The organism is Arthrobacter sp. Soil761, from assembly GCF_001428325.1.
In the GTDB taxonomy this organism is placed as follows: Bacteria; Actinomycetota; Actinomycetes; order Actinomycetales; family Micrococcaceae; genus Arthrobacter.
In genome coordinates, this window is record NZ_LMSF01000023.1 from 143,055 (window position 1) to 164,350 (window position 21,296).

At 66.1% G+C, this 21,296-nt stretch carries 22 protein-coding genes; 13 read left to right on the top strand and 9 right to left on the bottom strand.

Features of this window, described 5'->3' with window-relative positions; all coding sequences use genetic code 11:
* Positions 1-38: 38 nt before the first annotated feature.
* Together ASG79_RS12790 and ASG79_RS12795 are read right to left on the bottom strand one after the other, a co-directional pair.
* Positions 39-2,039, bottom strand: coding sequence for a rhamnogalacturonan lyase (locus tag ASG79_RS12790; protein WP_056391640.1), 2,001 nt, complete (start codon positions 2,037-2,039; stop codon positions 39-41).
* Positions 2,040-2,283: 244 nt separating this feature from the next.
* Positions 2,284-2,757, bottom strand: coding sequence for an Lrp/AsnC family transcriptional regulator (locus ASG79_RS12795; RefSeq protein WP_018770706.1), 474 nt, complete (start codon positions 2,755-2,757; stop codon positions 2,284-2,286).
* Between the two features lie 92 nt (positions 2,758-2,849).
* Here ASG79_RS12795 and hisC point away from each other — a divergent pair, with 92 nt between their 5' ends.
* The 3 genes from hisC (at position 2,850) to ASG79_RS12810 (ending at position 5,363) form a co-directional block, all read left to right on the top strand.
* Complete coding sequence (gene hisC / locus ASG79_RS12800) at positions 2,850-3,968, top strand: histidinol-phosphate transaminase (protein ID WP_156400202.1); 1,119 nt, start codon at positions 2,850-2,852, stop codon at positions 3,966-3,968.
* A 50-nt stretch (positions 3,969-4,018) separates the two neighbouring features.
* The gene (locus tag ASG79_RS12805; protein ID WP_018770708.1) at positions 4,019-4,651 is read left to right on the top strand and encodes a YitT family protein; all 633 of its coding nucleotides are present in this window, start codon (positions 4,019-4,021) and stop codon (positions 4,649-4,651) included.
* A 70-nt stretch (positions 4,652-4,721) separates the two neighbouring features.
* Entirely contained in the window at positions 4,722-5,363 is a 642-nt protein-coding gene (locus ASG79_RS12810) for an NADPH-dependent F420 reductase (protein ID WP_056391642.1), read from the top strand.
* Positions 5,364-5,416: 53 nt separating this feature from the next.
* Here ASG79_RS12810 and ASG79_RS12815 read toward each other — a convergent pair whose 3' ends face one another.
* The gene (locus tag ASG79_RS12815) at positions 5,417-6,334 is read right to left on the bottom strand and encodes an SMP-30/gluconolactonase/LRE family protein (RefSeq protein ID WP_056391645.1); all 918 of its coding nucleotides are present in this window, start codon (positions 6,332-6,334) and stop codon (positions 5,417-5,419) included.
* A gap of 156 nt (positions 6,335-6,490) precedes the next feature.
* Between ASG79_RS12815 and ASG79_RS12820 the strand changes: the two genes are divergently transcribed.
* Positions 6,491-6,841: a hypothetical protein gene (locus tag ASG79_RS12820; protein ID WP_018770711.1), complete on the top strand. Its 351-nt coding sequence runs from the start codon at positions 6,491-6,493 to the stop codon at positions 6,839-6,841.
* An 80-nt stretch (positions 6,842-6,921) separates the two neighbouring features.
* Here the strand turns inward: ASG79_RS12820 and ASG79_RS12825 are convergent, their stop codons facing one another.
* Positions 6,922-7,854, bottom strand: coding sequence for a threonine/serine dehydratase (locus tag ASG79_RS12825; RefSeq protein WP_018770712.1), 933 nt, complete (start codon positions 7,852-7,854; stop codon positions 6,922-6,924).
* A 2-nt stretch (positions 7,855-7,856) separates the two neighbouring features.
* On the bottom strand, positions 7,857-8,132 hold the full coding sequence (locus ASG79_RS12830; RefSeq protein ID WP_018770713.1) for a hypothetical protein: 276 nt from the start codon (positions 8,130-8,132) through the stop codon (positions 7,857-7,859).
* Between the two features lie 115 nt (positions 8,133-8,247).
* Between ASG79_RS12830 and ASG79_RS12835 the strand changes: the two genes are divergently transcribed.
* The 3 genes from ASG79_RS12835 (at position 8,248) to ASG79_RS12845 (ending at position 11,974) form a co-directional block, all read left to right on the top strand.
* Positions 8,248-9,630, top strand: coding sequence for an SLC13 family permease (locus ASG79_RS12835; protein WP_018770714.1), 1,383 nt, complete (start codon positions 8,248-8,250; stop codon positions 9,628-9,630).
* Positions 9,631-9,793: 163 nt separating this feature from the next.
* The gene (locus ASG79_RS12840) at positions 9,794-10,378 is read left to right on the top strand and encodes a dTMP kinase (RefSeq protein ID WP_056391648.1); all 585 of its coding nucleotides are present in this window, start codon (positions 9,794-9,796) and stop codon (positions 10,376-10,378) included.
* Between the two features lie 108 nt (positions 10,379-10,486).
* Positions 10,487-11,974 (top strand): cation:dicarboxylate symporter family transporter, encoded by a 1,488-nt coding sequence (locus ASG79_RS12845; protein WP_056391651.1) that lies wholly within the window; start codon positions 10,487-10,489, stop codon positions 11,972-11,974.
* Positions 11,975-12,058: 84 nt separating this feature from the next.
* On the opposite strand, the gene ASG79_RS12850 is transcribed toward ASG79_RS12845, so the two are convergent.
* Positions 12,059-12,937 (bottom strand): hypothetical protein, encoded by an 879-nt coding sequence (locus tag ASG79_RS12850; protein ID WP_223992792.1) that lies wholly within the window; start codon positions 12,935-12,937, stop codon positions 12,059-12,061.
* 127 nt (positions 12,938-13,064) lie between these two features.
* Positions 13,065-13,946 (bottom strand): IclR family transcriptional regulator, encoded by an 882-nt coding sequence (locus tag ASG79_RS12855; protein WP_082581751.1) that lies wholly within the window; start codon positions 13,944-13,946, stop codon positions 13,065-13,067.
* A gap of 59 nt (positions 13,947-14,005) precedes the next feature.
* Between ASG79_RS12855 and ASG79_RS12860 the strand changes: the two genes are divergently transcribed.
* On the top strand, positions 14,006-15,400 hold the full coding sequence (locus tag ASG79_RS12860; protein WP_235509804.1) for an MFS transporter: 1,395 nt from the start codon (positions 14,006-14,008) through the stop codon (positions 15,398-15,400).
* A gap of 111 nt (positions 15,401-15,511) precedes the next feature.
* Positions 15,512-16,264, top strand: a complete 753-nt coding sequence (locus ASG79_RS12865) for a GntR family transcriptional regulator (RefSeq protein ID WP_018770720.1) — start codon at positions 15,512-15,514, stop codon at positions 16,262-16,264.
* A gap of 10 nt (positions 16,265-16,274) precedes the next feature.
* On the opposite strand, the gene ASG79_RS12870 is transcribed toward ASG79_RS12865, so the two are convergent.
* Together ASG79_RS12870 and ASG79_RS12875 are read right to left on the bottom strand one after the other, a co-directional pair.
* Positions 16,275-16,733, bottom strand: a complete 459-nt coding sequence (locus ASG79_RS12870; RefSeq protein WP_018770721.1) for a PTS glucose transporter subunit IIA — start codon at positions 16,731-16,733, stop codon at positions 16,275-16,277.
* Complete coding sequence (locus tag ASG79_RS12875; RefSeq protein WP_018770722.1) at positions 16,733-16,963, bottom strand: glucose PTS transporter subunit EIIB; 231 nt, start codon at positions 16,961-16,963, stop codon at positions 16,733-16,735. Before ASG79_RS12875 ends, ASG79_RS12870 begins: the two co-directional genes overlap by 1 nt.
* 231 nt (positions 16,964-17,194) lie before the next feature.
* On the opposite strand from ASG79_RS12875, the gene ASG79_RS12880 reads away from it, so the two are divergent.
* Genes ASG79_RS12880 through ASG79_RS12895 form a run of 4 tightly spaced genes read left to right on the top strand, consistent with a single transcriptional unit; the run spans position 17,195 to position 21,271 of the window.
* The gene (locus ASG79_RS12880; protein ID WP_018770723.1) at positions 17,195-18,445 is read left to right on the top strand and encodes a PTS transporter subunit EIIC; all 1,251 of its coding nucleotides are present in this window, start codon (positions 17,195-17,197) and stop codon (positions 18,443-18,445) included.
* Between the two features lie 55 nt (positions 18,446-18,500).
* Positions 18,501-19,280, top strand: a complete 780-nt coding sequence (gene nagB / locus ASG79_RS12885; RefSeq protein WP_056391656.1) for a glucosamine-6-phosphate deaminase — start codon at positions 18,501-18,503, stop codon at positions 19,278-19,280.
* Positions 19,265-20,068 carry a copper homeostasis protein CutC gene (locus ASG79_RS12890; RefSeq protein ID WP_056391658.1) on the top strand — a complete coding sequence of 268 codons (804 nt, stop codon included), beginning with the start codon at positions 19,265-19,267 and terminating at the stop codon, positions 20,066-20,068. Before nagB ends, ASG79_RS12890 begins: the two co-directional genes overlap by 16 nt.
* A gap of 3 nt (positions 20,069-20,071) precedes the next feature.
* Entirely contained in the window at positions 20,072-21,271 is a 1,200-nt protein-coding gene (locus ASG79_RS12895) for an N-acetylglucosamine-6-phosphate deacetylase (protein ID WP_056391659.1), read from the top strand.
* Positions 21,272-21,296 lie beyond the last annotated feature (25 nt).

Sequence of the window (21,296 nt, forward strand, 5' to 3'; positions counted from 1 at the left end):
CCAAAGGCGGGCGGCGCTTTGCCGTGAATGGTGGCGGCTTACCTGGCCTTGCCTGCGTAGAAGACAGCCGGTGAGGCCGGCGTCTGCATGCCCTCACCGATGAAGAAGCTGGGGTGCGGAGGCTGGTTGTAGCCGACCGTCTCGCGGGCCACGCCGGTCCGGTACATGGGGTCGTGCATCAGTGTGCGGAGCCGGACCTCGGTGGGCGAGGTGGTGGTGTAGATCCGCAGCTCGGTGCTGTCGGCGGAGGGGAACACCAGTTCCTCGCGCCAGTCACCCAGCAAGTCGGCCTGCAGTGACGGGTTGCCCTTGGTGCCGTTGTTGGTCCTAGCGCCGGTGGCTGTCAGGAGCCGGTCGCTGGTTTCGGTTTCCCAGTTCCACTTGGAGATGGTGGGTACGCCCACGCCTGCCTCGGCATTGAAGTCGTGGTCAACGATTTCCCGCAGCAGGTCGCCGTCCCACCAGGCCATGAAGTTGGCCGCCGGGATCTTGTCCGAAATCCGCTCGCCCTTGGCCGACATCAGGAACCCCGCCGGTGAGTTCCAGGCAGCGTCACCGCCCACGGCCCAGCTTTCCGAGCCTGGGAACCGGGGGTCGATGTCGCCGGTGGCGCCTCGGCCGGTGTCCTTGACAGCGGGAATGCTCCAGAGCACTTCACCGGTGGCGGAGTCGCGGAAGGTGGCACCGCGATTGCCGCTCGCGGACATGCTCTCGTGTACGGCGAACGTCTCAAAGCCCGGCCGCGAGGGGTCAAGGTCGCCGGTGTGGATGGCGTCGCCGTGGCCCAGCTTGGTGTTGTACAGCGGCGTGCCGTCGTCGTCGATCGTCATGGAGCCGAAGACGAACTCATCCTTGCCATCCTGGTCCACGTCCGCCACAGACAGGTTGTGATTGCCCTGGCCCTTGTATTCGGCCCCGGCCACGTCGGAATCGAACTTCCGCCGCTTGACCAGTTTGCCGTTGACCAGGTCGTAGGTGACCAGGACCGTGCGGGTGTAGTAGCCGCGGCTGAACATCATGGACGGGTGCTCACCATCGAGGTACGCCACTCCGGCAAGGAAACGGTCCACGCGGTTGCCGTAACCATCACCCCAGGCGGCTACGCTCCCGCGCGGCGGATCATAGGGAACCGTATCCATAATGGTGCCGCTGGCACCGTTGAACACAGTGAGGAATTCCGGCCCTGACAGGACGTAGCCGGCGCTGTTGCGGTAGTCAGCCGCAGCATCGCCAATGACGGTCCCTGCCGCATCGGTGGTGCCGTCCGCAGTTTTGAAGGCCACTTCGCCTGTGCCGTCGCCGTCGAAGTCGTAGGCCAGCATCTGGGTGTAATGGGCGCCGGCACGGATGTTGCGGCCAAGGTCGATTCGCCAAAGCTTGGTGCCGTCCATCTTGTAGGCGTCCACGTACACATTGCCGGTGTACCCGGACTTGGAGTTGTCCTGGGCGTTGGACGGGTTCCAGAGCTGGATGATTTCGTAGCTGCCATCGCCGTCCAGATCCGCCACACTCGAATCGTTGGCCGTATAGGTGTACGGCTTGCCGTCCTTGCTGACGCCGTCGGCGGGCTTGTCCAGTTTGATGGGCAGGTAGTCCTGCGCCAGCGGACTGAATTCGGCACTGAGCTTGCCCTGCCCGTTGCCGTTCCCAACCGTCTTGATGACGTACTTCGAGGCCGCCGTTCCCGCAGGATCCACATAGGTGGTGGTGCTGCGGATGGGCTCGTCGGTGATCTGGACGCCGTCACGGATGACGTGGAAGCCCACGCTGTCCTTGTCCAGGCCGAGCATCCGCCAACCCAGGGTGACGCCCCGGTCCGTGAGCACAGCCACGGGGGCACGGTCCAGGGTTTCCACCTGGCGTGTGGGCCCGGACGGTGCCGGGGCGGCGGGGCTGGCCTGGGCGGCCGGCCCGGCCTGGCCGGGATCAGCAGCAGCAAGCGGGACGCCAGTGAAAGCCAGTGCTGCGGCGAGCGTTGCCGCCGCTGCGGCCGGCGCGGCCTTCCAGGCCCTGCCCGCTGGGGATTGCGGGGAACACATTGAGGGTTGTGCCAAAAGAACATCTCCTTTGATGCGGCGGCAGCTGAGTCTGCCGCACGTCAGTTTGGAACGTTTCATTCGCGGCAAGGATCTGCCTCCCGAGTGATGTGGAGGAGGGATGGAAGCTGCGGGGAAACGCTTTCTGCCCTTTAGGTTTATCAGCGCATGACAAATATGGTCAATAGTGTGACGTAAGTAATTGGGAGATTTTGTTTCATTGCGTTTGTTTCCCATCTCGTTGGATTCACTGCTTCCCCGTCGCCGCCTGCAGCAGCGGCAGGGTGCGGGTGGGCATGACTTCCACCAGGGACATGGCCGTGCTGGTGCGGACGACGCCGTCAATCGCCAGCATCGCGTTGGTGATCCTGTGCAGGTCGGCGGGGTCCCTTGCGGCCACCTTGGCGAGCAGGTCCGCGTCCCCGGTGGTGGCATGCATCTCGATGATTTCCGGAATGGTCTGCAGCGCCGCCACGGCAATGTCGCTGGCGGACTGGCTGATGGAGATCGAGATGAAGGCAATCAGCGGCAGGCCCAGCGCTTCCGTTCGCACCCTTTGGCTGAAGGGCGCCAGGCTGCCGTCGTTGACAAGCCGGCGGAGCCGGGCGTGCACCGTATTGCGGGCAACGCCCAGCGTCCTGGAGAGGGACAGGACCGTGGCCTGCGGATCCCGGTCAAGTGTGAGGAGGATCTCAGCGTCAAGGGCATCAATGCGGTGCATACTGAGCATTTTGCCACCCCTGCAGTCCCTGAGCACCGGATCTGTCCTCCTGCACACAGTTGTGTTGCGCAAACGTCCTGCGCTCCGGGAGCATGCTCTCCATGACCAGCACCCTTCCCGAAACCCAGGCACCCGAGGTCCGTACCGCCGTCGCCCAACTTCCCGCCTACGTGGCCGGCAAGAGCGCGCAGTCTGACCTGACCGCCGCCCTGGCCTCGAATGAAAGCCACTTTGCTCCCCTGCGGTCCGTCATTGAGGCAATGTCGGCCGAGGCGGGCAGGATCCACCGTTACCCAAGCATGGGTGCGGTGGAGGCGCGGGACGCCATTGCCCGGCAGTTCGGCGTCAGCGCCGGGGAAGTCGCCGCCGGACCGGGGAGCTCCGGCGTCCTGCAGCAGATCATTTCCGCAGTCTGCGGCCACGGCGACGAGGTGGTGTACGCGTGGCGCTCCTTCGAGGCCTACCCCATCCTGGTGGCAGTGGCGGGCGCCGTTTCGGCCCCCGTGCCGCTGCTGGCCACCGAGCAGCACGATCTCCACTCCATGGCCGCGGCGATCACGGACCGCACTCGCCTGGTCATCCTGTGCTCACCCAACAACCCCACGGGTGTGTCCATCAGCCCCGCGGACCTTGAGGAGTTCCTCCGCTCCGTTCCGCCGCGGGTGCTGGTGGTACTGGACGAGGCCTACGTCGAATTCCAGCGCGGACCAGGCGTCGACTCGCTCGATTTCTACCGCCGCCACCCCAACCTGTGCATTCTGCGCACCTTCTCCAAGGCATACGGGCTGGCGGGCCTGCGGATCGGGTACGCCATTGCCCGGCCGGAAATTGCTGAGGGCCTCCGCCGGACGGCCGTCCCCTTCGGCGTGAACAGGATGGCGCAGGCGGCCGCGGTTGCTTCGCTGGCCGCCGGGGACGAAATCCTTGAGCGGACCGAGGCGGTGGCCCGGGAACGCACCCGGGTCATCGGTGCGCTACGGGACTATGGCTGGGATGTGCCGGACAGCCAGGCCAACTTCTACTGGCTGCGTGCCGACGATGATTTGCGTGTGCAGCTCCTGGACGCGTTGGCCGACGCCGACATCCTGGTGCGCGGCTACGCCGTGGACGGGGTCCGCATCACGGTGGCGGACCGGGCCACCAACGACAGGGTCCTTGCTGTCCTGGCCAACCGCGGGCGGTTCCTGCGTGAGGCGGCCGCGACCCAGTGAGCACCACAACAGAAACACCGGCTGCCGCGACCCCTGCCCCAGCCCGGCACATGGAAGGGCCGACGGCGGCACCTTCAGCGCCGCCGTCGGCCGTCCGTCATTCCGTGGTTGAGGACGTCCTGGGCATCCTGACCGGCACCTTCGCGGCGTCGCTGGGGCTGTTCCTGCTCAAGTCGAGCGGGGCCGTGACGGGCGGCACCGCCGGCCTCGCACTGCTGCTCAGCTATTCGGTCGCACTGCCGTTTGGCGTCATCTTCTTCGCAGTGAACCTGCCGTTCTTCGCCCTGGCGGTGTGGAAGAAGGGCTGGAATTTCGCCCTCCGCACCGGCGCCGCGATCTCCCTGGTGTCCGTGATGGCCAGCCTGCACCCGGCGGCCCTGGGGTCCCTGCACATTGACCCCGTGTATGGCGTGCTGGGCGGAAACCTGCTCGCCGGCGTCGGCCTCCTGATCCTGTTCCGGCACCAGTCCAGCCTGGGCGGCTTCAACATCCTGGCCCTGCTGCTGCAGGAAAAGCTGAAATGGCGCGCAGGGTACGTGCAGATGGTGCTGGACGTGGCCATCGTCCTGGCGGCCCTGGCACTCGTTCCGCCCCTGATGGTGCTGCTGTCCGCGGCCGGCGCCACCCTCCTGAACCTGGTCCTCGCCCTGAACCACCGGCCGGGCCGGTACCTGGGAAAGTAGGCGGCTAACCGCCTATTTATTCCCTGCAGGCCGCTGAAATATCTGCGCGGGGACCTGCGTTGCCGCCCATATGACAACAATCGGAATCATCGGTGCAGGACATATTGGCAGCCAGGTTGCACGGAAGGCCGTGGAGCTGGGCTACGACGTAGTCATCAGCAACTCCCGTGGGCCCGAAACCCTCCAGGAGCTGGTTTCGGAACTTGGCCCCAGGGCGCGGGCCGCCACGCCGGCTGAAGCAGCAGCGGCCGGCGACTTCGCCGTGGTCACGGTGCCGCTGAAGAACTACAAGGACATCCCGGTGGAGCCGCTGGCCGGCAAGATCGTGATCGATACCAACAACTACTACTGGGAGCGGGACGGCAGGATCCCCGCCCTGGACAACGGCGAAGCCACCACCTCCGGTCTGCTGCAGGAGCACCTCCCGCAGTCAAAGGTGGCCAAGGGCTTCAACCACATCATGGCAAAGGACATCACCACGGACGGAACTCCGGACGGCACGGAAAACCGGCGCGCCCTGGCCACCGCCAGCGACTACCAGGAAGCCGCGGACCTGGTGACCCGGCTGTACGACGAATTCGGTTTCGACACGGTTAACGTGGGGCCGCTGTCCGAGAGCTGGCGCGTGGAGCGGGACCGTCCTGCCTACGTGAAGAGGCAGAACGCCGTTGAGCTGAAGGACAACTTGGAAAAGGCTACTCGGACTCTCTGATTCGTCCCGTCCGACAACTGGCTGGCAGTGCCTACTGCCAGCCAGTTCTGTGTTTAACGGTTCCAGGCCGGTACCAGCACCACTTCGAACGGGCTGGGCGGCTGGTTGAACTGGGCGTTCACCGCGGCGAGCGTATTCCCGAACAAGGCGACCGTTGTAGGCACATTGAAGTCGCTGCTCTTGATCGTGTCCCGTACCTCGCCGGAAGCCAGGTCGCCGGAGAGGTCGATGCGCGCTATCTGGTTCAGCTGGTTCTGGACGGCCCAAAGGTTGTCGCCGCGCACCAGGATGCCGTCAACATAAGGAACCTTGACGCCCTTGATCGCAGCGCTCTCCCCGGTCCTGGGGTCCACCGTGTAGAGGGCTCCGTTGAGGGAGTGGGCCACGATGAGCATTTTGCCGTCCCGCACGGCCGCAATGCCGTTGAGGTTGAACCCCTGTTTGACGTCCGCCGCCGGGCCACTGAGCTTGAGGGTCTTCACTTTGCCCAGTTCCCCGTCCCCGCCGACCGGCAGGAAGTAGAGCTCCGCGGCGGCTGAGTTGGTGAACCAGGCCCCGTCACTGGTGAGGGTGACGTCGTTGATGAATCCCTGGGCCAGGCGGATATCGGCAACCGGCTTGCCCGTGTCGGTGTTGTAGACGAATGCCTTGCCGGTGTTGGCGCCCGCCACAAACAGCAGGTGGTGGCAGGTATCGGCCTTCATCCCGGCGGCGGCGCGGCCTGCCGGTGCATCGATGAAGCGGGTTGCCGTGCCCTTGCGGATGTCGCCGCGGAAAATATCGCCCGTGGTGAGTTCCCCGGCATAGAAAGTCTTGCCCTCCCCTGCCGCGATGCCTTCGGCGGAGGTGGCGCCGTCGAGCACTATCTCCCCGGACGGTGGAGCAGCCGACGCCGGAAGGGCAGTGGGAAGAAGCAATGAAAAAGAGGCCACGAGCCCTGCGGCGGCACCGTGGCGTACTGGATGGCGCATGCTGGTTCCTTAGTCTGGGTCGATGCGCGCGGGGCCCATCTGCGGAAGCTCCGCACGATTGGTGCTGCCAGTTTAAGCGCATGTATTGGGCTTGCGAAGGCATCGGCCTACCCAATCTGCTTACAATCGAAACCTCTGACCACTACTGAGGGACCCATGAAGAAATTCGCCACAGCCCTGTTTGCCGCCGGCCTCGTTGCCTCCGCCACGGCCTGCTCCGCCACGCACCAACTGTCCACCGCTGAAACCTGCGAGCGGATCCAGGCCGTTGTGTCGAACCCCGCCAACAACGCCGGCAAGACGGGGATGAACAACCTCGCCAACCAGATCCGACCCATCCACGCCGTTGCCTCGGACGATCTCAAGCCCGCCCTGGCCTCGATCCTGGCGTACACGGACGAGCAGGCCAAGGAAAACCCGGACAAGGACAAGCTGGCCGATCTGCAGTCGGGCTACCAGGAAGCCGGCAGCACCTACAGCAAGTTCTGCGGCCAGGCCGGCGGCTAGACAATCTTCTGAAGGGACCGGCCGCCTGCGGGACAGGCGGCCGGTCCTTTCTCTGTCTCCGGCCTATCTCTGTCTCCGGCCTAGAGCGTGGCCGGATCCGTGTTGGCGCCGCAAAGGATGACGGCAACGCGTTCGTCCTTTCCGGGCACGTAGGCGCCGGAGGCGAGCGCGGCGTAGGCGGCTGCGGCACCGTGCTCCACCACGATCCGGTAGTCGTTCCACAGCGCGGAGCGGGCGGCGATGATCTGTTCATCGGAGACCAGGACGCTCCCGACGCCGCAGCGGACCGCGACGGAGAAGCCGATGTCGCCTATGCGGCGGGCACCCAGGGAGTCCGCGGCGACGCCCGATACCGGGACGTCCACCGGTTCCCCTGCCGCCAGGGCGGCGTGGAGGGTGGGCGCAGTTTCCGGTTCCACAGCCACCACTTTGGCCAAGCCTTCGACGGCGGCGGCTACTCCCGCCATCAGGCCGCCACCACCCACGGCCACCAGGACGGTGTCCACGTCCGGCACCTGTTCCAGCAATTCGGAGCCCACCGTCCCGGCGCCGGCGGCAATTTCCGGCTGGTCGTAGGCATGGCAGTAGATGGCGCCGGTCTTCTCTGCGTGCGCAATGGCGGCCTGGTAGGCGGCCGCGTACTCTGAACCGCCCTGGACCACGGTGGCACCGATGGCCCTGAGCTTGCCGACTTTGACGGCCGGTGCCGCTTCAGGAACGAAGACCGTTGCAGGCACCCCGAGCTGGGCCGCCGCATAGGCGTTGGCCAGGCCCGCGTTCCCGCCGGATGCAACAACCACCCCCACGTCCGCCTGCAGTTCACCCCGTTCCTTGCTGGCCAGGATCCGGTTCAGCGCGCCCCGGGCCTTGAACGTGCCCGTGTGCTGCATGAATTCGCATTTGAACCAGACCGGGCCGGCGGCGGTGCCCGCATCCGCCTGCAGGACGGGCGTCCTGCGGACAAGGCCCGCTGTCCGCTGCGCGGCCTGGTCGATGTCAGCGCGGGTGATCATTGTCAGACTTCGTCATCCCAGGCGCCCGGCTCCGCCAGCGCCTCTTCGGGCTTCTGTTCCGGGTCGGCCTCTTCGCCGCCCACATACGATGCCGGGACCGTTCCGGCAGCATGGCCCTGCTGTTCCTCGCGGATGTTGGATGCTCCCGGCTGTTCCAGGTGCTGGCCGGACTGCGGGGCCTTGGTGACGTCGTCCTTGGTTTCGTCCTTGGCCCCGTCCGGGTCGCCCGGCCCGCGGAGGTCTGCGGTGTTCTGGGGATCGTCGCTGGAAACGGTCATGGTCCTGCCTTTCACCTGGGAACTGCTGTACGGCCGGGGAACCCCCGACCGGCTTCCAGCCTACGGTCTGGAGGTAGTCGCCGGCCCGTTCCCGCGCGATTTCCAGCAGTGTTGAGTGGAAGGCAACCTCCGCCGTCGTATCCTGCTGTGGGTGGTGGCCGGCCTGGCCATCCTGGGTGTGATTGCCCTCGTTGCCGGCGGCATGTTCAACCAGGCGGCCGCCACGGACCCGGAGCCGACCATGACCGCTGTCCAGATCATCCCGCTGGTGATCCTCGTGGTGATGTTCGTCGTCGCCACCAAATGGCCGCTGAACATCGGGGTGATGGGACTCGTCGCGTCATTCGGCGTCGGCTATTTCATGCTCGGGATGTCTGACAAGCAGATCCTCGAGGAGTTCCCGGCCACCATCGTCCTCACCATCATCGGCGTCACCTACTTCTTCAGCATGGCCCAGCGCAACGGCACCATCGAGATCATCGTCAAGGGATGTGTGCGGATTGTCCGCGGCAAGACGATGCTGCTGCCGTGGGTGTTCTTCCTGGTCGCCGCCGCGCTGACCTCGCTCGGAACGTTCTCCCCGGCCGCCATCGCGCTGCTGGCACCGGCCGCGATCGGGTTCGCTTACGAATCGCGCATCCACCCCGTGGTCATGGGCGCCTTCATCATCAACGGCGCACACGCCGGCGGATTCTCCCCGCTGTCAGTGGCCGGCGTGCTGGTCCACAACATCGCACTGAAGAACGACTTCCCGATTTCCCAGGGCGGCCTGTTCATTGCCAGCTTCGCCCTGAACCTCATCCTCTCGGTGCTGACCATCGTCCTGTTCGCCCTGATCGGCAAACTGCGCGACGGTGCCAGCGGGCTGCACGTGGACATCGACACTTCCTCCGCCGGACGCCCGCACGGCCAGCAGATTCTGACGCTGGCGCTGATCGCGGCAATGCTGGTGTGCACCCTCGGCTTCCACATGCCCATCGGCTTCGTGGCCCTCTCCGCCGGCCTCCTGCTCGCGTTCATCAACATCAAGGAACACAAGACCTTCATCGGCGGCATCTCCTGGTCGACCGTCCTGCTGGTGGCAGGCATGATCACGTACGTATCCCTGCTGGAGCACGTGGGCGTCATCGACACGCTTGCCGAGCACGCCCTGGCCCTGGGGGCTCCGCTGCTGATCGCCCTGGTCCTCTGCTACGTGATCGGTGTCGGCTCGGCCTTCGCGTCCTCCACCGCCCTGCTGACCGCTTTCATCCCGCTGGCCGGCCCACTCCTGGCCACCAGCTCGCTCAGCGCCTCCGGAACCGTGGCCGCGCTGGCCATCGCAGCCACCGTCGTCGACGTATCCCCCTTCTCCACGGACGGAGCACTCGTAGTGGCCAACGCCCGCGACGACGACCGGCAGCGCGTCTACAAGCAGCTGATGTTCTACGCAGGCGGCGTGGTGCTGGTGGCACCGGCACTGGCGTGGGCCCTGCTGGTACCCACCGGCATCATGTAGGTCCTTTTCCACCATCAGGCGGCCCGTCAGCATCTAGCGGCCCGCTTTGCTGTTCACTTCCTTGACCTGCCGCCCCGGACTCTGTCCCCCAGCTGTGAATTGCAGCTCACCCGGGACGTTGCGCCCTCCCCCGGCGTTGAACAAGGCGGCGGGAGGAGGCCGGATGATCATTGTGCTGACGGGTATCGACGGATCAGGGAAGTCGACGGCGGCCCGCGCCTTGGCGTCGTCGGTGCGGGCGGAGGGCGGCCGTGCGCTGCTCTTGAGCAACCACGCGGGCCGGCGGGTCATGTCCCTGCTGTCCGCCAGGCTGGGAGTGCGCCTGCCCGCCAAACTGGCCGACGCCGTCGAAACCGCCCTCCGGGTGGGCAACGTACTGGTATCGCACCTGCGCGCCAGCCGGTTCGACGGCCTGGTAATCATGGACCGGCACCTCCACTGCCAGCTGGCACTGCGGACCGCCAACGGATTGCCACGCGGCCGGTTCCTTCCGTGGCTGCTGGCCCGCCTGCCGGAACCGGACGCCATTTTCCATCTGGACATCGACCCCGTCGAGGCGCACCACCGCATCATTGTCCGGGGCACTGACTCAGAGAGCCTTGATGACCTCGCCGCATTCCAGTCGGGATACCGGGACCTGCCGGAGTACGCGCGCTTCGTGAAGCTGGACGCCTCCGTCCCCGCACAGCAGTTGATGGCCGAGTTGCGCTCACGATTGGACGGGGTCGCAGTCACAAACACTATTTAACATTCCACATAGCGGAATTTGGTTTTCCTCTTGCGGAATTAGTGTGACGAGGATTACGTTGGAAACGGCCCCGAAAACGGGCTGTTCCCGATTGATAGGCAAAGGTCAATGAAGATCCCAAACCCTAAGGCACTGAAGGCGAGTTCGGTGCCCGCGAAGAGGAAGCCGCTGTACAAGTCGCTCTTCTTCCAGATTCTGATCGCCGTCGTGGCAGGTGTCCTCATCGGGCATTTCTGGCCGGACCTTGGATCACAACTGAGGCCGCTCGGAGATGGCTTCATCAAACTCATCAAAATGATCATCGCGCCGCTGATCTTCCTGGTGATCGTTACCGGAATTTCAGCCGTAGGCGACGTCAAGGCGGTCGGAAGGGTTGGGGTAAAGGCCCTGCTCTACTTCACGGGAGCAACCCTGTTCGCCCTGGTCTTCGGACTCATTGTGGGAAACATCGTCCAGCCCGGAGCCGGCCTGAACATCGACCCGTCGACGCTCTCCCAGGCAGACCTGGACGCAAAGACCGGGTCCGCGGCACCCAAGGATGCAGCGTCCTTCATTCTGGACATCATCCCGGCCAGCGTCATCGGCGCATTTGCCAGCAACAGCCTCCTGCAAGTGCTCTTCTTCTCAGTGTTTTTTGGTGCTGCCATCGTAGTGATCGGGCGCGAAAAGTGCCTGCCGGTCATCAACGTCATGGAAACCATCCTGGAACTGATCTTCAAGATCATGGCATGGATCATGAAGGTCGCCCCGCTGGGCGCCTTCGGCGCCATGGCATTCATCATCGGCCAGTACGGGCTGGATACCCTGAGCACCTACGCGGTCCTGATCGCAGCCTGCTACGGCGCCGCTTTGGTCTTCATCGGCCTGCTGTTCGTCGTGGCCTGGGGGTTTGCCCGGGTGCCGCTCTGGCAGTTCCTGAAGTACACGCGGGAGGAGTTCCTCCTGGCCCTGGGCACCGCATCAACCGAAGCGGTGATGCCCAGGATCATGACCAAACTGACCAACGCGGGCTGCTCCCGTGCCACCACCGGCCTTGTGGTGCCCACCGGTTACTCCTTCAACCTCGATGGGGCCGCGATCTACCTTTCGATCTCCCTGCTGTTCCTGGCCCAGGCCTTCGGCCACCACCTTGACCTTGGCCAACAGCTGGCCGCCCTTGGCGTACTGCTGCTGACGTCCAAGGGCATGGCGGGAGTTCCCGGCTCCTCGTTCCTCGCACTTTCCGCCACTGCTGCAGCACTGGGTATCTTCCCGGTGGCCGGCGTGGCACTGCTCCTTGGCGCAGACCGGCTCATGGACTCAATGCGCGTCGTAGTCAACCTGCTGGGCAACTGTGTTGCCACCTTCGTTGTCTCGAAGTGGGAAGGCCAGTTTGACCGCAGCGTCATGCTGCGCGCCTTCAAGGGTGAGATCACCAACCACGACTCTGCGATCCTGCTGGGCAAGGAAGAGGATTTTGAGGGGCAGGAGCTGCAGCGGCTTACAGCGGGACAGGACCCATCACCGAAGTTCCGGGGCGCACCAACACGGGAGGTCGTCTCCGAGTTGCCGGAAAACACAAGCGCCAGCGTCGGCTTGAGCGGCAAAGCCAAGTAGGGCGCCGGGCAACGAGAGAACGGGGCGGGCCAGGACAGTAATTGTCCTGGCCCGCCCCGTTTCAATATTGCGGAGTTGGTGCCGCTACCGCGACGCCGTCGGGGAGGCCGACGACGAGGAACCGCTGCCCGAGGTCATCGTCGCCGACGAGGTGGACGAGGCAGTGGACGACGCCGAGCTGCCCGGCGATGACGTGCCGGAAGAACCGGACGAGCTGGTGGAGGTGGGGCTGGACGTTGCGCCGCCTTCGGCCTTCTTCAACACGTCGTTAATGAGCTCCTCAAGCTCCTTCTGGTCCTTGTCGCCCAGATCGGTGCCGCCCTTGGTGGCAACCACCAACAGGCGCCCCTGGGCAGCGGAAACCTGCATCAGCTTCTGCTGGTTGTCGCCGCTGCGGGTGCTGACGGTTGCGAAGGTCTCATCAGCGTCAGTGTCCGCCTTCAGCTCCTGGCTGGAAACGTCGTACTTCTGGCCAAGGGCGGAGACCGAGAATTTGGCGCACTGGTTCATCTTGCCGCTGATGTCACTCAGTGTCTTGACGGCGTCGGGGCCCTGGCTGCCGGACTGTGCTGACAGCGTGCGCGGCTGGTTGCCCTCGGAAAGCGCCACGGCTACGTCGCCGCTTTCCACCTTGTCCAGCAAGCCGGCGGTGGCGATGTCCTTGCAGTCCTTGGGGTCGATGGTTGCCGTGCTCATGAGCAGGTTGGCAATGTTTCCGCCCTGGTCAACCTGCTCCTTGGAGTACAGCTTGAGTTCGTTGCCGTCAGCGTCCTTCATGCCCGAAATGAGGTCGCGGAGCTCGTCCTCCGAGTACACCTTGGCGTTGGCGGTTTGGCTGGCAGAGGCGGATGCCGACGTCGTTGCCGTGCCTGACGGGCTGGCAGTTCCGCCGCCTCCTCCCGAACAGCCGGCCAAGGCCAGCATCGCCGCAGTTACCACTCCAAGCGCAGAAACTTTTCGCATCAGGGTTAACCTCCGAAATAGACAGCATGCTTAGTAGTCTCAAGCGTAAAGGGTGAAAGGCGGGACGCAAATAACGGAACGGTCTCAAAACCGGCGGGATTGGCGAGCGCCGGGAGGACGCCAAGTGTCAGGCCGGGGGGTGGCCCGGCTCCTGGAGCTGCGGGTGCCGCCATGCTCCGCTGGCCTTCGCCTGGTGGCCGAGGCTTCGCGAGATGGCCCGCGCGGCGGCCCTGACCAGCGGCACCAGCTCATGCGCCGGCGTCTGGGCATCCGGGACCACAATGGACAATGCAGCCACTACATCGCCGGCAGCCCCATGAATGGGTGCGGCGACGGAGACAGTGCGGGAGGGATGGTCCCGCCGAACCACTGCGACGCCGGATTGCCTTACGTTTGCCAGGACACCGCGAAGCCGGGCCGCCGGGAGACTCCCGGCACCCGAAACACTGCCCGGCACCCCTGGGGGCGCCGGCTGCGAAAGCAGTTCCTGCAGCAGCTCCGGAGCGGCGTGGGCCAGCAGGACCTGCCCGACGGCGGTGGTCCCCAGCGGCATGCGTCCGCCAACCCGGTAAGCCACCTCCGTCGCGGTCCGGGAAGAGAGCCGATCGATCAGGACCGCGTCCGTGCCTTCGCGGACGGCAAGCAGCACGTGATGCCGGGTGACCTCGTACAGATCCTCAAGGTAAGGCAGGGCGATTTGCCGCACCCCGTGGCCCCGCGGCGAGAGCGAGGCAATTTCCCAGAGGCGCACACCCACCACGTAGCGGCCGTCCTCGAGGCGTTCCAGCGCGCCCCACTCCGTCAGGTGCCGCACCAGCCGCAGGGCCGTGGCAGGGGCAAGTCCGGCCTGGCGGGAAAGTTCGGACAGATTCAGGGCACGGCGCTGTTCCGTAAACTGGGCAAGCAGGCTCAGAGCCCGCACCAGTACGGGCGTGCCCGGAAGACCGGTGGCGGCCTCTGTGGGCGCGGCGGCTGCCGCCCTGCCCGCTCCCGCCATCTCTGCCTCCATCCGTTGCGTCCTTCAAGCCTGGGCGGTGTGGGCCCCGCCACAAAGAGGCTTTTCACCCAGTGAAAAGACCGTTCGCAGGGCTGCTGCAGCAAGCCAAGCTGATGGACGTCCCGCAGGCATACAGCCAGCGTCCCTTGACCCGATTGGAATCAATGATGAACTCCAATGCCCCCAGCAAATCCCTGGCCGGTATCTTCGTGCTGTGCTGGCTTGGCCTGCTCGCCGACGGCTACGACCTCTACGTCTACGGCGCCACCCTCCCCGCCCTGATCGGGCAGCCGCCCTTCAATGTCACGCCCGCCGCGGCAGGCGCGGTGGGCTCGTTGGCGCTGGTGGGGATGCTGCTCGGTTCACTCATCGTGGGTACGCTCACGGACCGGCTTGGCCGCCGCCGGATCTTTGTGTCCGCCCTGGCGTTGTTCTCGCTGGCCATGCTCGCCTGCGCCATGGCACCCAGCTGGGAGCTCTTCGCAGCGTTCCGCTTCATCGCCTGCTTCGGCGTGGGCGGCCTGCTGCCGACGGCGGTAGCCCTCACCAATGAATTCGCGCCGCCGGGGAAAAAGTCACTGGTCCTCGGTGCGGTGCTGACCGGGCCGGCAACGGGTACTGTTGCCGCTTCGCTGACGTCCCTCGCTGTCCTGGAGTCCAGTGGTTTCCGCCCGGTGTACGCGATCGGTGCCGCAGGGCTGCTGATCGTTCCCTTCGCCTGGTTCCTGCTGCCGGAGTCACCGTCGTTCCTGCGGACCCGGTCCCGCACCGCAGAGGCCGACAGCATCGAGGCCGCCTACGGGCTGCCCCGCACCACGGATGTCCCGGCCACAGCCGTGCGGGTCTCTCCCACGCGCGCCCTCTTCGCCAACGGCACCGGCAAGACCACAGTCCTGCTGTGGGGCATCACTCTCCTGAGCCTGCTGACCATCTTTGGCGTCAGCACGTGGCTGCCGCAGATCATGCGCACTGCCGGGTTCGGCGTCGGATCCTCTGTGTCATTCCTGCTGGCCTACTCGGTGGGTGCCGTGGTCGGCACCGTCCTGGCATCTGTGGCCAGCCAGAAGTTCGGGCCCGGGCCGCTGGTGGTGGTGGGGTTCGCCAGTGCAGCGGCAGCCCTGCTCCTGATGTCCGCCAACCCGCCGGCCGCGCTCATGACGGTGCTCGCCGCCGTCGCAGGTTTCGGCGGCCTGGGCACGCAGAACATGATCAACGACTACATCGCCCAGTTCTACCCTGCCGCCACCCGCGCCACCGGCCTTGGCTGGGCACTTGCTGTGGGACGCATCGGAGCCATCGCAGGCCCAACCTACGGCGCACTGCTGGTGGGCTTAGGCGGCGGCGTCCCCGTAGCCGCCATTGCCTTCGCGGCGCCCGCCCTGCTGGGTGCGGTGCTCATGCTCGCACTGCGCACCAGGGCAGTGCGGCAGCCTGCCGCGCCCCGCGATGCGGAACTGGTGCGCTAACGCCCGGCCCGGCAACAAAGGTGGCCGGGCGGCCCCCCGCGGCCCGCGCCTGTGGAATAATCCAAGCAGGTGGTCCGGACCGGACTTATCCAGCAGCAGGAGGGGCCTCAATTGTCCGCCACATCAAGGAGCACCGCCGGAGCGGCGGCCACGGCCATCAATAACACCCAGGTCCCCAAGCACGAGCAGCTGCGGTTGATCATACTCAAGCTCGCCAAAGAGGAACTGGAGCCCGGCGCCCGGCTTCCCAGCGAGCGGACGCTCATGGACTCCTACGGTGTCAGCCGCATTACAGTCCGCGCCGCCATCGGCCGCCTGGTCAACGAGGGGCACCTGGTCCGGGTTCCGGCGAAGGGTACCTTCGTGGCGGATTCCCCAGTGCAGTCAACACTCCACCTGGCCTCGTTCACGCAGGAAATGGAGGCGATGGGACACGTGCCCAGTACGGTGGTGCTGGTGGCCGAAGCGGGCGCTGCCCCCGCGGATACGGCAGAGGCGCTCAGCCTGCCGCCGGGCTCCGAGGCCATCCACTTGAAGCGCCTCCGCCTGGCAGACGGCCGGCCGGTCAGCGTGGATGACGCCTGGTACAACCCCGAACATGCCCGCGGCCTTCTGGACATCGACCTGACCGGCTCGGTTTACAAAGCCCTCGCCGCGCAGTTCGGGCACCAGATCGACAGGGCACGGCAGAGCGTGCGGTCCGAGGGCGCCCCCGCGGATGTGGGGGCGCTCCTCGGAACCGGCACGGGGGCGCCGGTTCTGGCCTTCGACCGGGTGTCCTATTCAGGCCCCCTTGCCATCGAACATTCACGTTCGTGGTACCGCTCCGACCGCTACTCGCTGAACATGGAAGTCCGGCTCTAGAAGCCAACCCCTAGTCCAGCGAGAACAGCTCCTGGCCGGCGGTGACCGTGCCGGCTCCAGTAAGCGTTGCCACGTCCGGCTTGGTATCGAGGACGACGACGGGACTCACCATCGAGTAACCTGCCGCAAGGGCGGCGGTGGGATCGACACGCATGACGGCAGCGCCGGCGTCGACAGTGTCGCCTTGGGCAATCAGAAGCTTAAAGCCTTCGCCTTTGAGCTTGACCGTATCGATGCCCACATGGGTGAGGACGCCGCGCCCCGAGGACTCAACCACAACAAAGGCGTGCGGCAGCAGCTTGACCACCTTTCCCGCCACGGGGGACACGACGTCGAACATCTCGCCCGCCGGCGGTTCCACTGCGGCGCCGGAACCCACCATCTGGCCGGCGAACACAGGGTCCGGGACTTCGGCAAGGCGAATTACGGTACCCGCGATGGGTGCCAGCACCACCAGGGACTGACCCACTAGAGGAGGTCCTCGATGTCTTCGGCCAGGTTGTCGGCCTCGGGGCCAACAATGACCTGGACAGCCGTGCCGGAGGTCAGCACGCCGTGGGCTCCGGCGGCCTTCAAGGAGGCCTCGTTCACGAGGGAACCATCTTTAACCTCCGTGCGAAGGCGGGTAATGCAGGCTTCAATCTCCACGATGTTGCCGGCGCCGCCCAGTCCTTCAATGATCTTTTCTGCTTTGGACATGGTTGCCCTTTCTGATGGTGCCCGCTGGGAGCACTGCTTCCTCACCGGGGCCGGCGGCCCAAGTGCGACCAATTATGGCTTCCACCACCGGCCTTTTGAATGGCCCGGCGGGATTTCCCATTGCCTTGACAGGTACTCGTGGGATGAATCACACTGAACTGGTCATAACCAGACAGTACCGGCTGGAACCCCTCCTTTACAAGCCCCACCCGAACCCGCAGAGGTGCAACCATGTCAACATCCGAGACCGCCGCCCTGGCTCCCGAAAAGAAGCCAAACAAGGCGTTTGCCACACTGCAGCGCCTGGGCCGCACCCTGATGCTGCCCATCGCCGTTCTTCCCGCCGCAGGCATCCTGCTGCGCATTGGCCAGGCCGACCTGCTTGGCGCCATTCCTGGATTCGAAGGCGGCGCCGCCGTCATCTCCGCAGCCGGCAATGCGGTCTTCACCTGGCTGCCGCTCATTTTTGCGGTGGGCATTGCCATCGGCTGGGCCAAGAAGGCCGATGGTTCCACTGCTTTGGCCGCCGTCGTTGGCTACATGGTGATCGACGGCGTCTTCAAGGCCATGTCCCCGCTGGTCCTGGCAGGACAGGTTGACCCGGCCGGCAAGCAGGCGATGATCAATTACGGCGTCCTGGCCGGCATTGTGGTGGGCCTGCTTTCCGCATCGCTGTGGCAGCGCTTCTACCGCACAAAACTGCCGGACTTCCTTGGATTCTTCAGCGGCCGCCGCCTGGTGCCCATCCTGACCTCCGTTTCCAGCCTGGTAGCCGGCGTCGTCCTTGCCTTGGCCTACCCGCTCTTCAACGCCGGCCTTTCCGCGGTGGGCCAGGCCGTGGCCAGCAATGCTGTTGCCGGCGGCGGCATCTACGGCTTCGCCAACCGCATGTTGATCCCCGCGGGACTGCACCACATCCTGAACTCCGGCGTCTGGTTCCTCATCGGTGACTACACCGACGCCTCGGGCCACCTCGTCCGCGGTGACCTCAACCGCTTCTTCGCCGGAGACCCCAGCGCGGGCATCTTCATGACCGGCTTCTTCCCCATCATGATGTTCGGCCTGCCTGCAGCAGCGCTTGCCATCTGGCGCCACGCCAAGCCCTCGCAGAAGAAGATCGTCGGCGGCATCATGCTCTCCACCGCACTGACCGCCTTCTTCACCGGCATCACCGAACCGCTTGAGTACTCCTTCATGTTCGTGGCCTTCCCGCTCTACATCGTCCACGCCGTCCTGACCGGAACGTCCATGGCCCTGGTCAACGCGCTGGGAATCCATCACGGGTTCACATTCTCTGCAGGCCTGATCGACTTTGTCCTCAACTTCGGCAAATCACAGAACGGCTGGCTGCTCATCCCCATAGGACTTGGCTACGCGGCGATCTACTACTTCCTCTTCTCCTTCGTCATCAAGCGCTGGAATCTGCGCACCCCCGGCCGCGAGGACGACGAAGTCACCGTGGAGACCGACGCCGCCAAGTAGCGCCACCTATTTCATCCCCATCTCCCGCAACTGCAACCGGAAGCACCCAGAGCGCATGGAAATCATCATCCTTCCCACCCCTGACGACGTGGCCCGCACGGCCGCTGATGCCATCGAGGACCAGGTCCGCCGCGGCCCGTCCGTCCTGGGACTGGCCACCGGGTCCACCCCGCTGGGCACCTATCAGGAACTTATCGAACGGCACCGCAGCGGCGGCCTGAGCTTCGCGCAGGCCCAGGCGTTCCTGCTGGACGAGTACGTGGGACTGCCTGCCGGGCATCCGCAGTCATACCACTCGGTCATCCGGGAGGAATTCACGACCAGCGTGGACTTCGGCGACGGCGCGGTCCGCGGACTGGACGGCATGGCCCGGGATCCGCAGGCGGAGGCCGCCGCTTACGAGGCCCGGATCGCCGCCGCGGGCGGCGTGGATATCCAGATTCTGGGCATCGGGACGGATGGCCATGTGGGCTTCAATGAACCCATGTCCTCGCTGGCCTCCCGTACGCGGATCAAGACGCTCACCCGGCAGACGCGCCTGGACAACGCCCGCTTCTTTGATGCACCGGAGGAGGTGCCGGACCATGTGCTGACCCAGGGCCTGGGAACCATCCGTGAGGCCCGGCACCTGCTGCTGCTGGCCACGGGGGAGGCCAAGGCAGAGGCTGTGGCTGCCGCCGTCGAAGGTCCCGTAGCGGCCATCTGCCCGGCGTCGGCCCTCCAGCTGCACCCGCACGTCTCGGTACTGGTGGACGAGGCCGCAGCCTCCCGGCTCGCCCACCGCGAGTATTACCAGGACACCTTCGGCCGGAAGCCGGCATGGCAGGGACTCTGAGCGGCAGGCTGGTGTCCGTGGAATGCACCGCGCCGCAGTTTGAGCTGGCCGTGGAGAATGCCGACGGCGTCCGGCTGGCCGCCGCCGTGGGCGCGGCCCGGGTTGAACTGTGCGCCGCCCTGGCGGAGACAGAGGGCGTCACGCCAAGCATCGGCACCATCGGGCAGGCGTGCGGCCTGGGCCTTCCCGTCCATGTCCTGGTGCGTCCGCGGCCGGGCAACTTCACCTATTCGCCCGGCGAGCTCGATGTCATTGAGCGCGATGCCGCTGCGGCTTTGGGTGCCGGAGCCGCGGGCGTGGTGGTTGGTGTCCTGGCATCCGACGGCGGCCCGGATGTCCAGGCAATCCGGCACATTGTGGCAGCAGCGCGGGCCGTGAGGCCGGATGCCGAAGTCACGTTCCACCGCGCGTTCGACGCAGCCCTGGCCGCGGGCCTGGACCCTGCCGGGGCGCTCTCCCGGCTGGAGCACGCAGGGGTGGACCGGGTCCTCACCAGTGGTGGGGCCCCCGACTGCGCCGCGGGGCTGGAGATGCTGCGCAGGATTGTGCGGCAGGGACGCCGGAGTGCTCCCTCGGTCCAGATCATGGCCGGTGGGGGTGTCACCCTGGCGCTGGTACCGTCGCTCCTTGAAGCGGGAGTCCATGCCGTGCACACCTCAGCGCGGCCCCGGGAAGGGGGCGGGGCGGGCGGGGACCGCGCCGGCGCCGCGGACCACGGACTGGCCGCCCGCATGGCTGCCGCCGTGGCGGCCGTGCCGCTGCCCCAACCGACGAACGAAGGACGGTAACCGATGGGCAAGGAACTGTTTCTTCGCGGCCGCATCGTCACCGCCTCGCTGGATATTGCGGACGGGGTGGTGGCGGCCGACGGCGGCCTGGTCACCTTCGCGGGCCCGGCGCAGGACTTCCCCGGGGTACTTCCGCCGGACGCACCCGCCGGACGCATCCTGGTGCCGGGACTGGTGGACGTGCACTGCCATGGCGCCTACGGTTCGGATTTCTCGGAGGGCGATCCCGACGGCGCCGAGCGGGCGGCACGCTACCTGCACAGCCGCGGGACCACCACGCTGCTGGCCAGCCTGGTTACCGGAGAGCCCGGGGACCTGGTCCGGAACCTGGAGATACTGCGGGAGCTGGCAGGCCTGGGGCTGATTGCCGGATCGCACCTGGAAGGTCCATTCCTCTCAGGCCAGCAGTGTGGCGCGCACGATCCCGTCCTGCTCCTGGAACCGGATCCTGAGGTGGTGGCCCGCATGCTGGCCGCGGCAGGGCCAACCCTGGCCTCCATGACCTTGGCGGCCGAGCTGCCCGGCGCCTCCGAACTTGCCGCCCAGCTTGCGGCCCGCGGCATCATCCCATCCCTGGGCCACACCGCCGCGGACCATGCGACGGCGGCAGCCTTCCTGGCGCGCGCGGCCGCGGCTTTGGACTCGGCCGGCAATTCCACCGGCAGGAACCGCCCAACGGTAACCCACCTGTTCAATGCCATGCCTCCGCTTCACCACCGCTCCCCCGGGCCAGTATCGGCGAGCCTCAGCGCAGCCAAGGCCGGGCAGGCTGTGGTGGAGCTGATTGCCGATGGCGTGCATCTGGCACCGGAAACCGTGAAGTTGGTGTTTGACCTTGTGGGGCCGCACAACATCACGCTGGTGACCGATTCGATGGCCGCCACCGGCCTGGAGGACGGACAGTACAGGCTGGGGTCCCTCTCCGTCACAGTTGCCGGCGGCGTAGCCCGGGTTGACGCCACTGGCGCCATTGCCGGCGGCACCAGCACGTTGCTGGACGTCATCCGCTCCTGCGTTGCTGCCGGAGTTCCGTTGCGGGATGCCGTCACCTCCGCGTCGGCAGTCCCGGCATCGTTGCTGGGTCTCTCGGCGCATGCGGGCGACCTGCGCGCCGGAATGCAGGCCGACGTCGTCGTTCTTGACCAGGACCTGAACCTGAAGGCAGTGCTGCGAAGCGGCGAATGGGTCACCGCACCCGGCTGAGCTGCATTGCGGCGATGGGCGTCTG

Bases quoted from the DNA above. Each gene is read 5' to 3' on its own strand.
- ASG79_RS12790 (WP_056391640.1), bottom strand. From the start codon at position 2,039: ATGTGTTCCCCGCAATCCCCAGCGGGCAGGGCCTGGAAGGCCGCGCCG.
- ASG79_RS12795 (WP_018770706.1), bottom strand. From the start codon at position 2,757: ATGCACCGCATTGATGCCCTTGACGCTGAGATCCTCCTCACACTTGAC.
- hisC (WP_156400202.1), top strand. From the start codon at position 2,850: ATGCTCTCCATGACCAGCACCCTTCCCGAAACCCAGGCACCCGAGGTC.
- ASG79_RS12805 (WP_018770708.1), top strand. From the start codon at position 4,019: ATGGAAGGGCCGACGGCGGCACCTTCAGCGCCGCCGTCGGCCGTCCGT.
- ASG79_RS12810 (WP_056391642.1), top strand. From the start codon at position 4,722: ATGACAACAATCGGAATCATCGGTGCAGGACATATTGGCAGCCAGGTT.
- ASG79_RS12815 (WP_056391645.1), bottom strand. From the start codon at position 6,334: ATGCGCCATCCAGTACGCCACGGTGCCGCCGCAGGGCTCGTGGCCTCT.
- ASG79_RS12820 (WP_018770711.1), top strand. From the start codon at position 6,491: ATGAAGAAATTCGCCACAGCCCTGTTTGCCGCCGGCCTCGTTGCCTCC.
- ASG79_RS12825 (WP_018770712.1), bottom strand. From the start codon at position 7,854: ATGATCACCCGCGCTGACATCGACCAGGCCGCGCAGCGGACAGCGGGC.
- ASG79_RS12830 (WP_018770713.1), bottom strand. From the start codon at position 8,132: ATGACCGTTTCCAGCGACGATCCCCAGAACACCGCAGACCTCCGCGGG.
- ASG79_RS12840 (WP_056391648.1), top strand. From the start codon at position 9,794: ATGATCATTGTGCTGACGGGTATCGACGGATCAGGGAAGTCGACGGCG.
- ASG79_RS12845 (WP_056391651.1), top strand. From the start codon at position 10,487: ATGAAGATCCCAAACCCTAAGGCACTGAAGGCGAGTTCGGTGCCCGCG.
- ASG79_RS12850 (WP_223992792.1), bottom strand. From the start codon at position 12,937: ATGCGAAAAGTTTCTGCGCTTGGAGTGGTAACTGCGGCGATGCTGGCC.
- ASG79_RS12855 (WP_082581751.1), bottom strand. From the start codon at position 13,946: ATGGAGGCAGAGATGGCGGGAGCGGGCAGGGCGGCAGCCGCCGCGCCC.
- ASG79_RS12875 (WP_018770722.1), bottom strand. From the start codon at position 16,963: ATGTCCAAAGCAGAAAAGATCATTGAAGGACTGGGCGGCGCCGGCAAC.
- ASG79_RS12880 (WP_018770723.1), top strand. From the start codon at position 17,195: ATGTCAACATCCGAGACCGCCGCCCTGGCTCCCGAAAAGAAGCCAAAC.
- nagB (WP_056391656.1), top strand. From the start codon at position 18,501: ATGGAAATCATCATCCTTCCCACCCCTGACGACGTGGCCCGCACGGCC.
- ASG79_RS12890 (WP_056391658.1), top strand. From the start codon at position 19,265: ATGGCAGGGACTCTGAGCGGCAGGCTGGTGTCCGTGGAATGCACCGCG.
- ASG79_RS12895 (WP_056391659.1), top strand. From the start codon at position 20,072: ATGGGCAAGGAACTGTTTCTTCGCGGCCGCATCGTCACCGCCTCGCTG.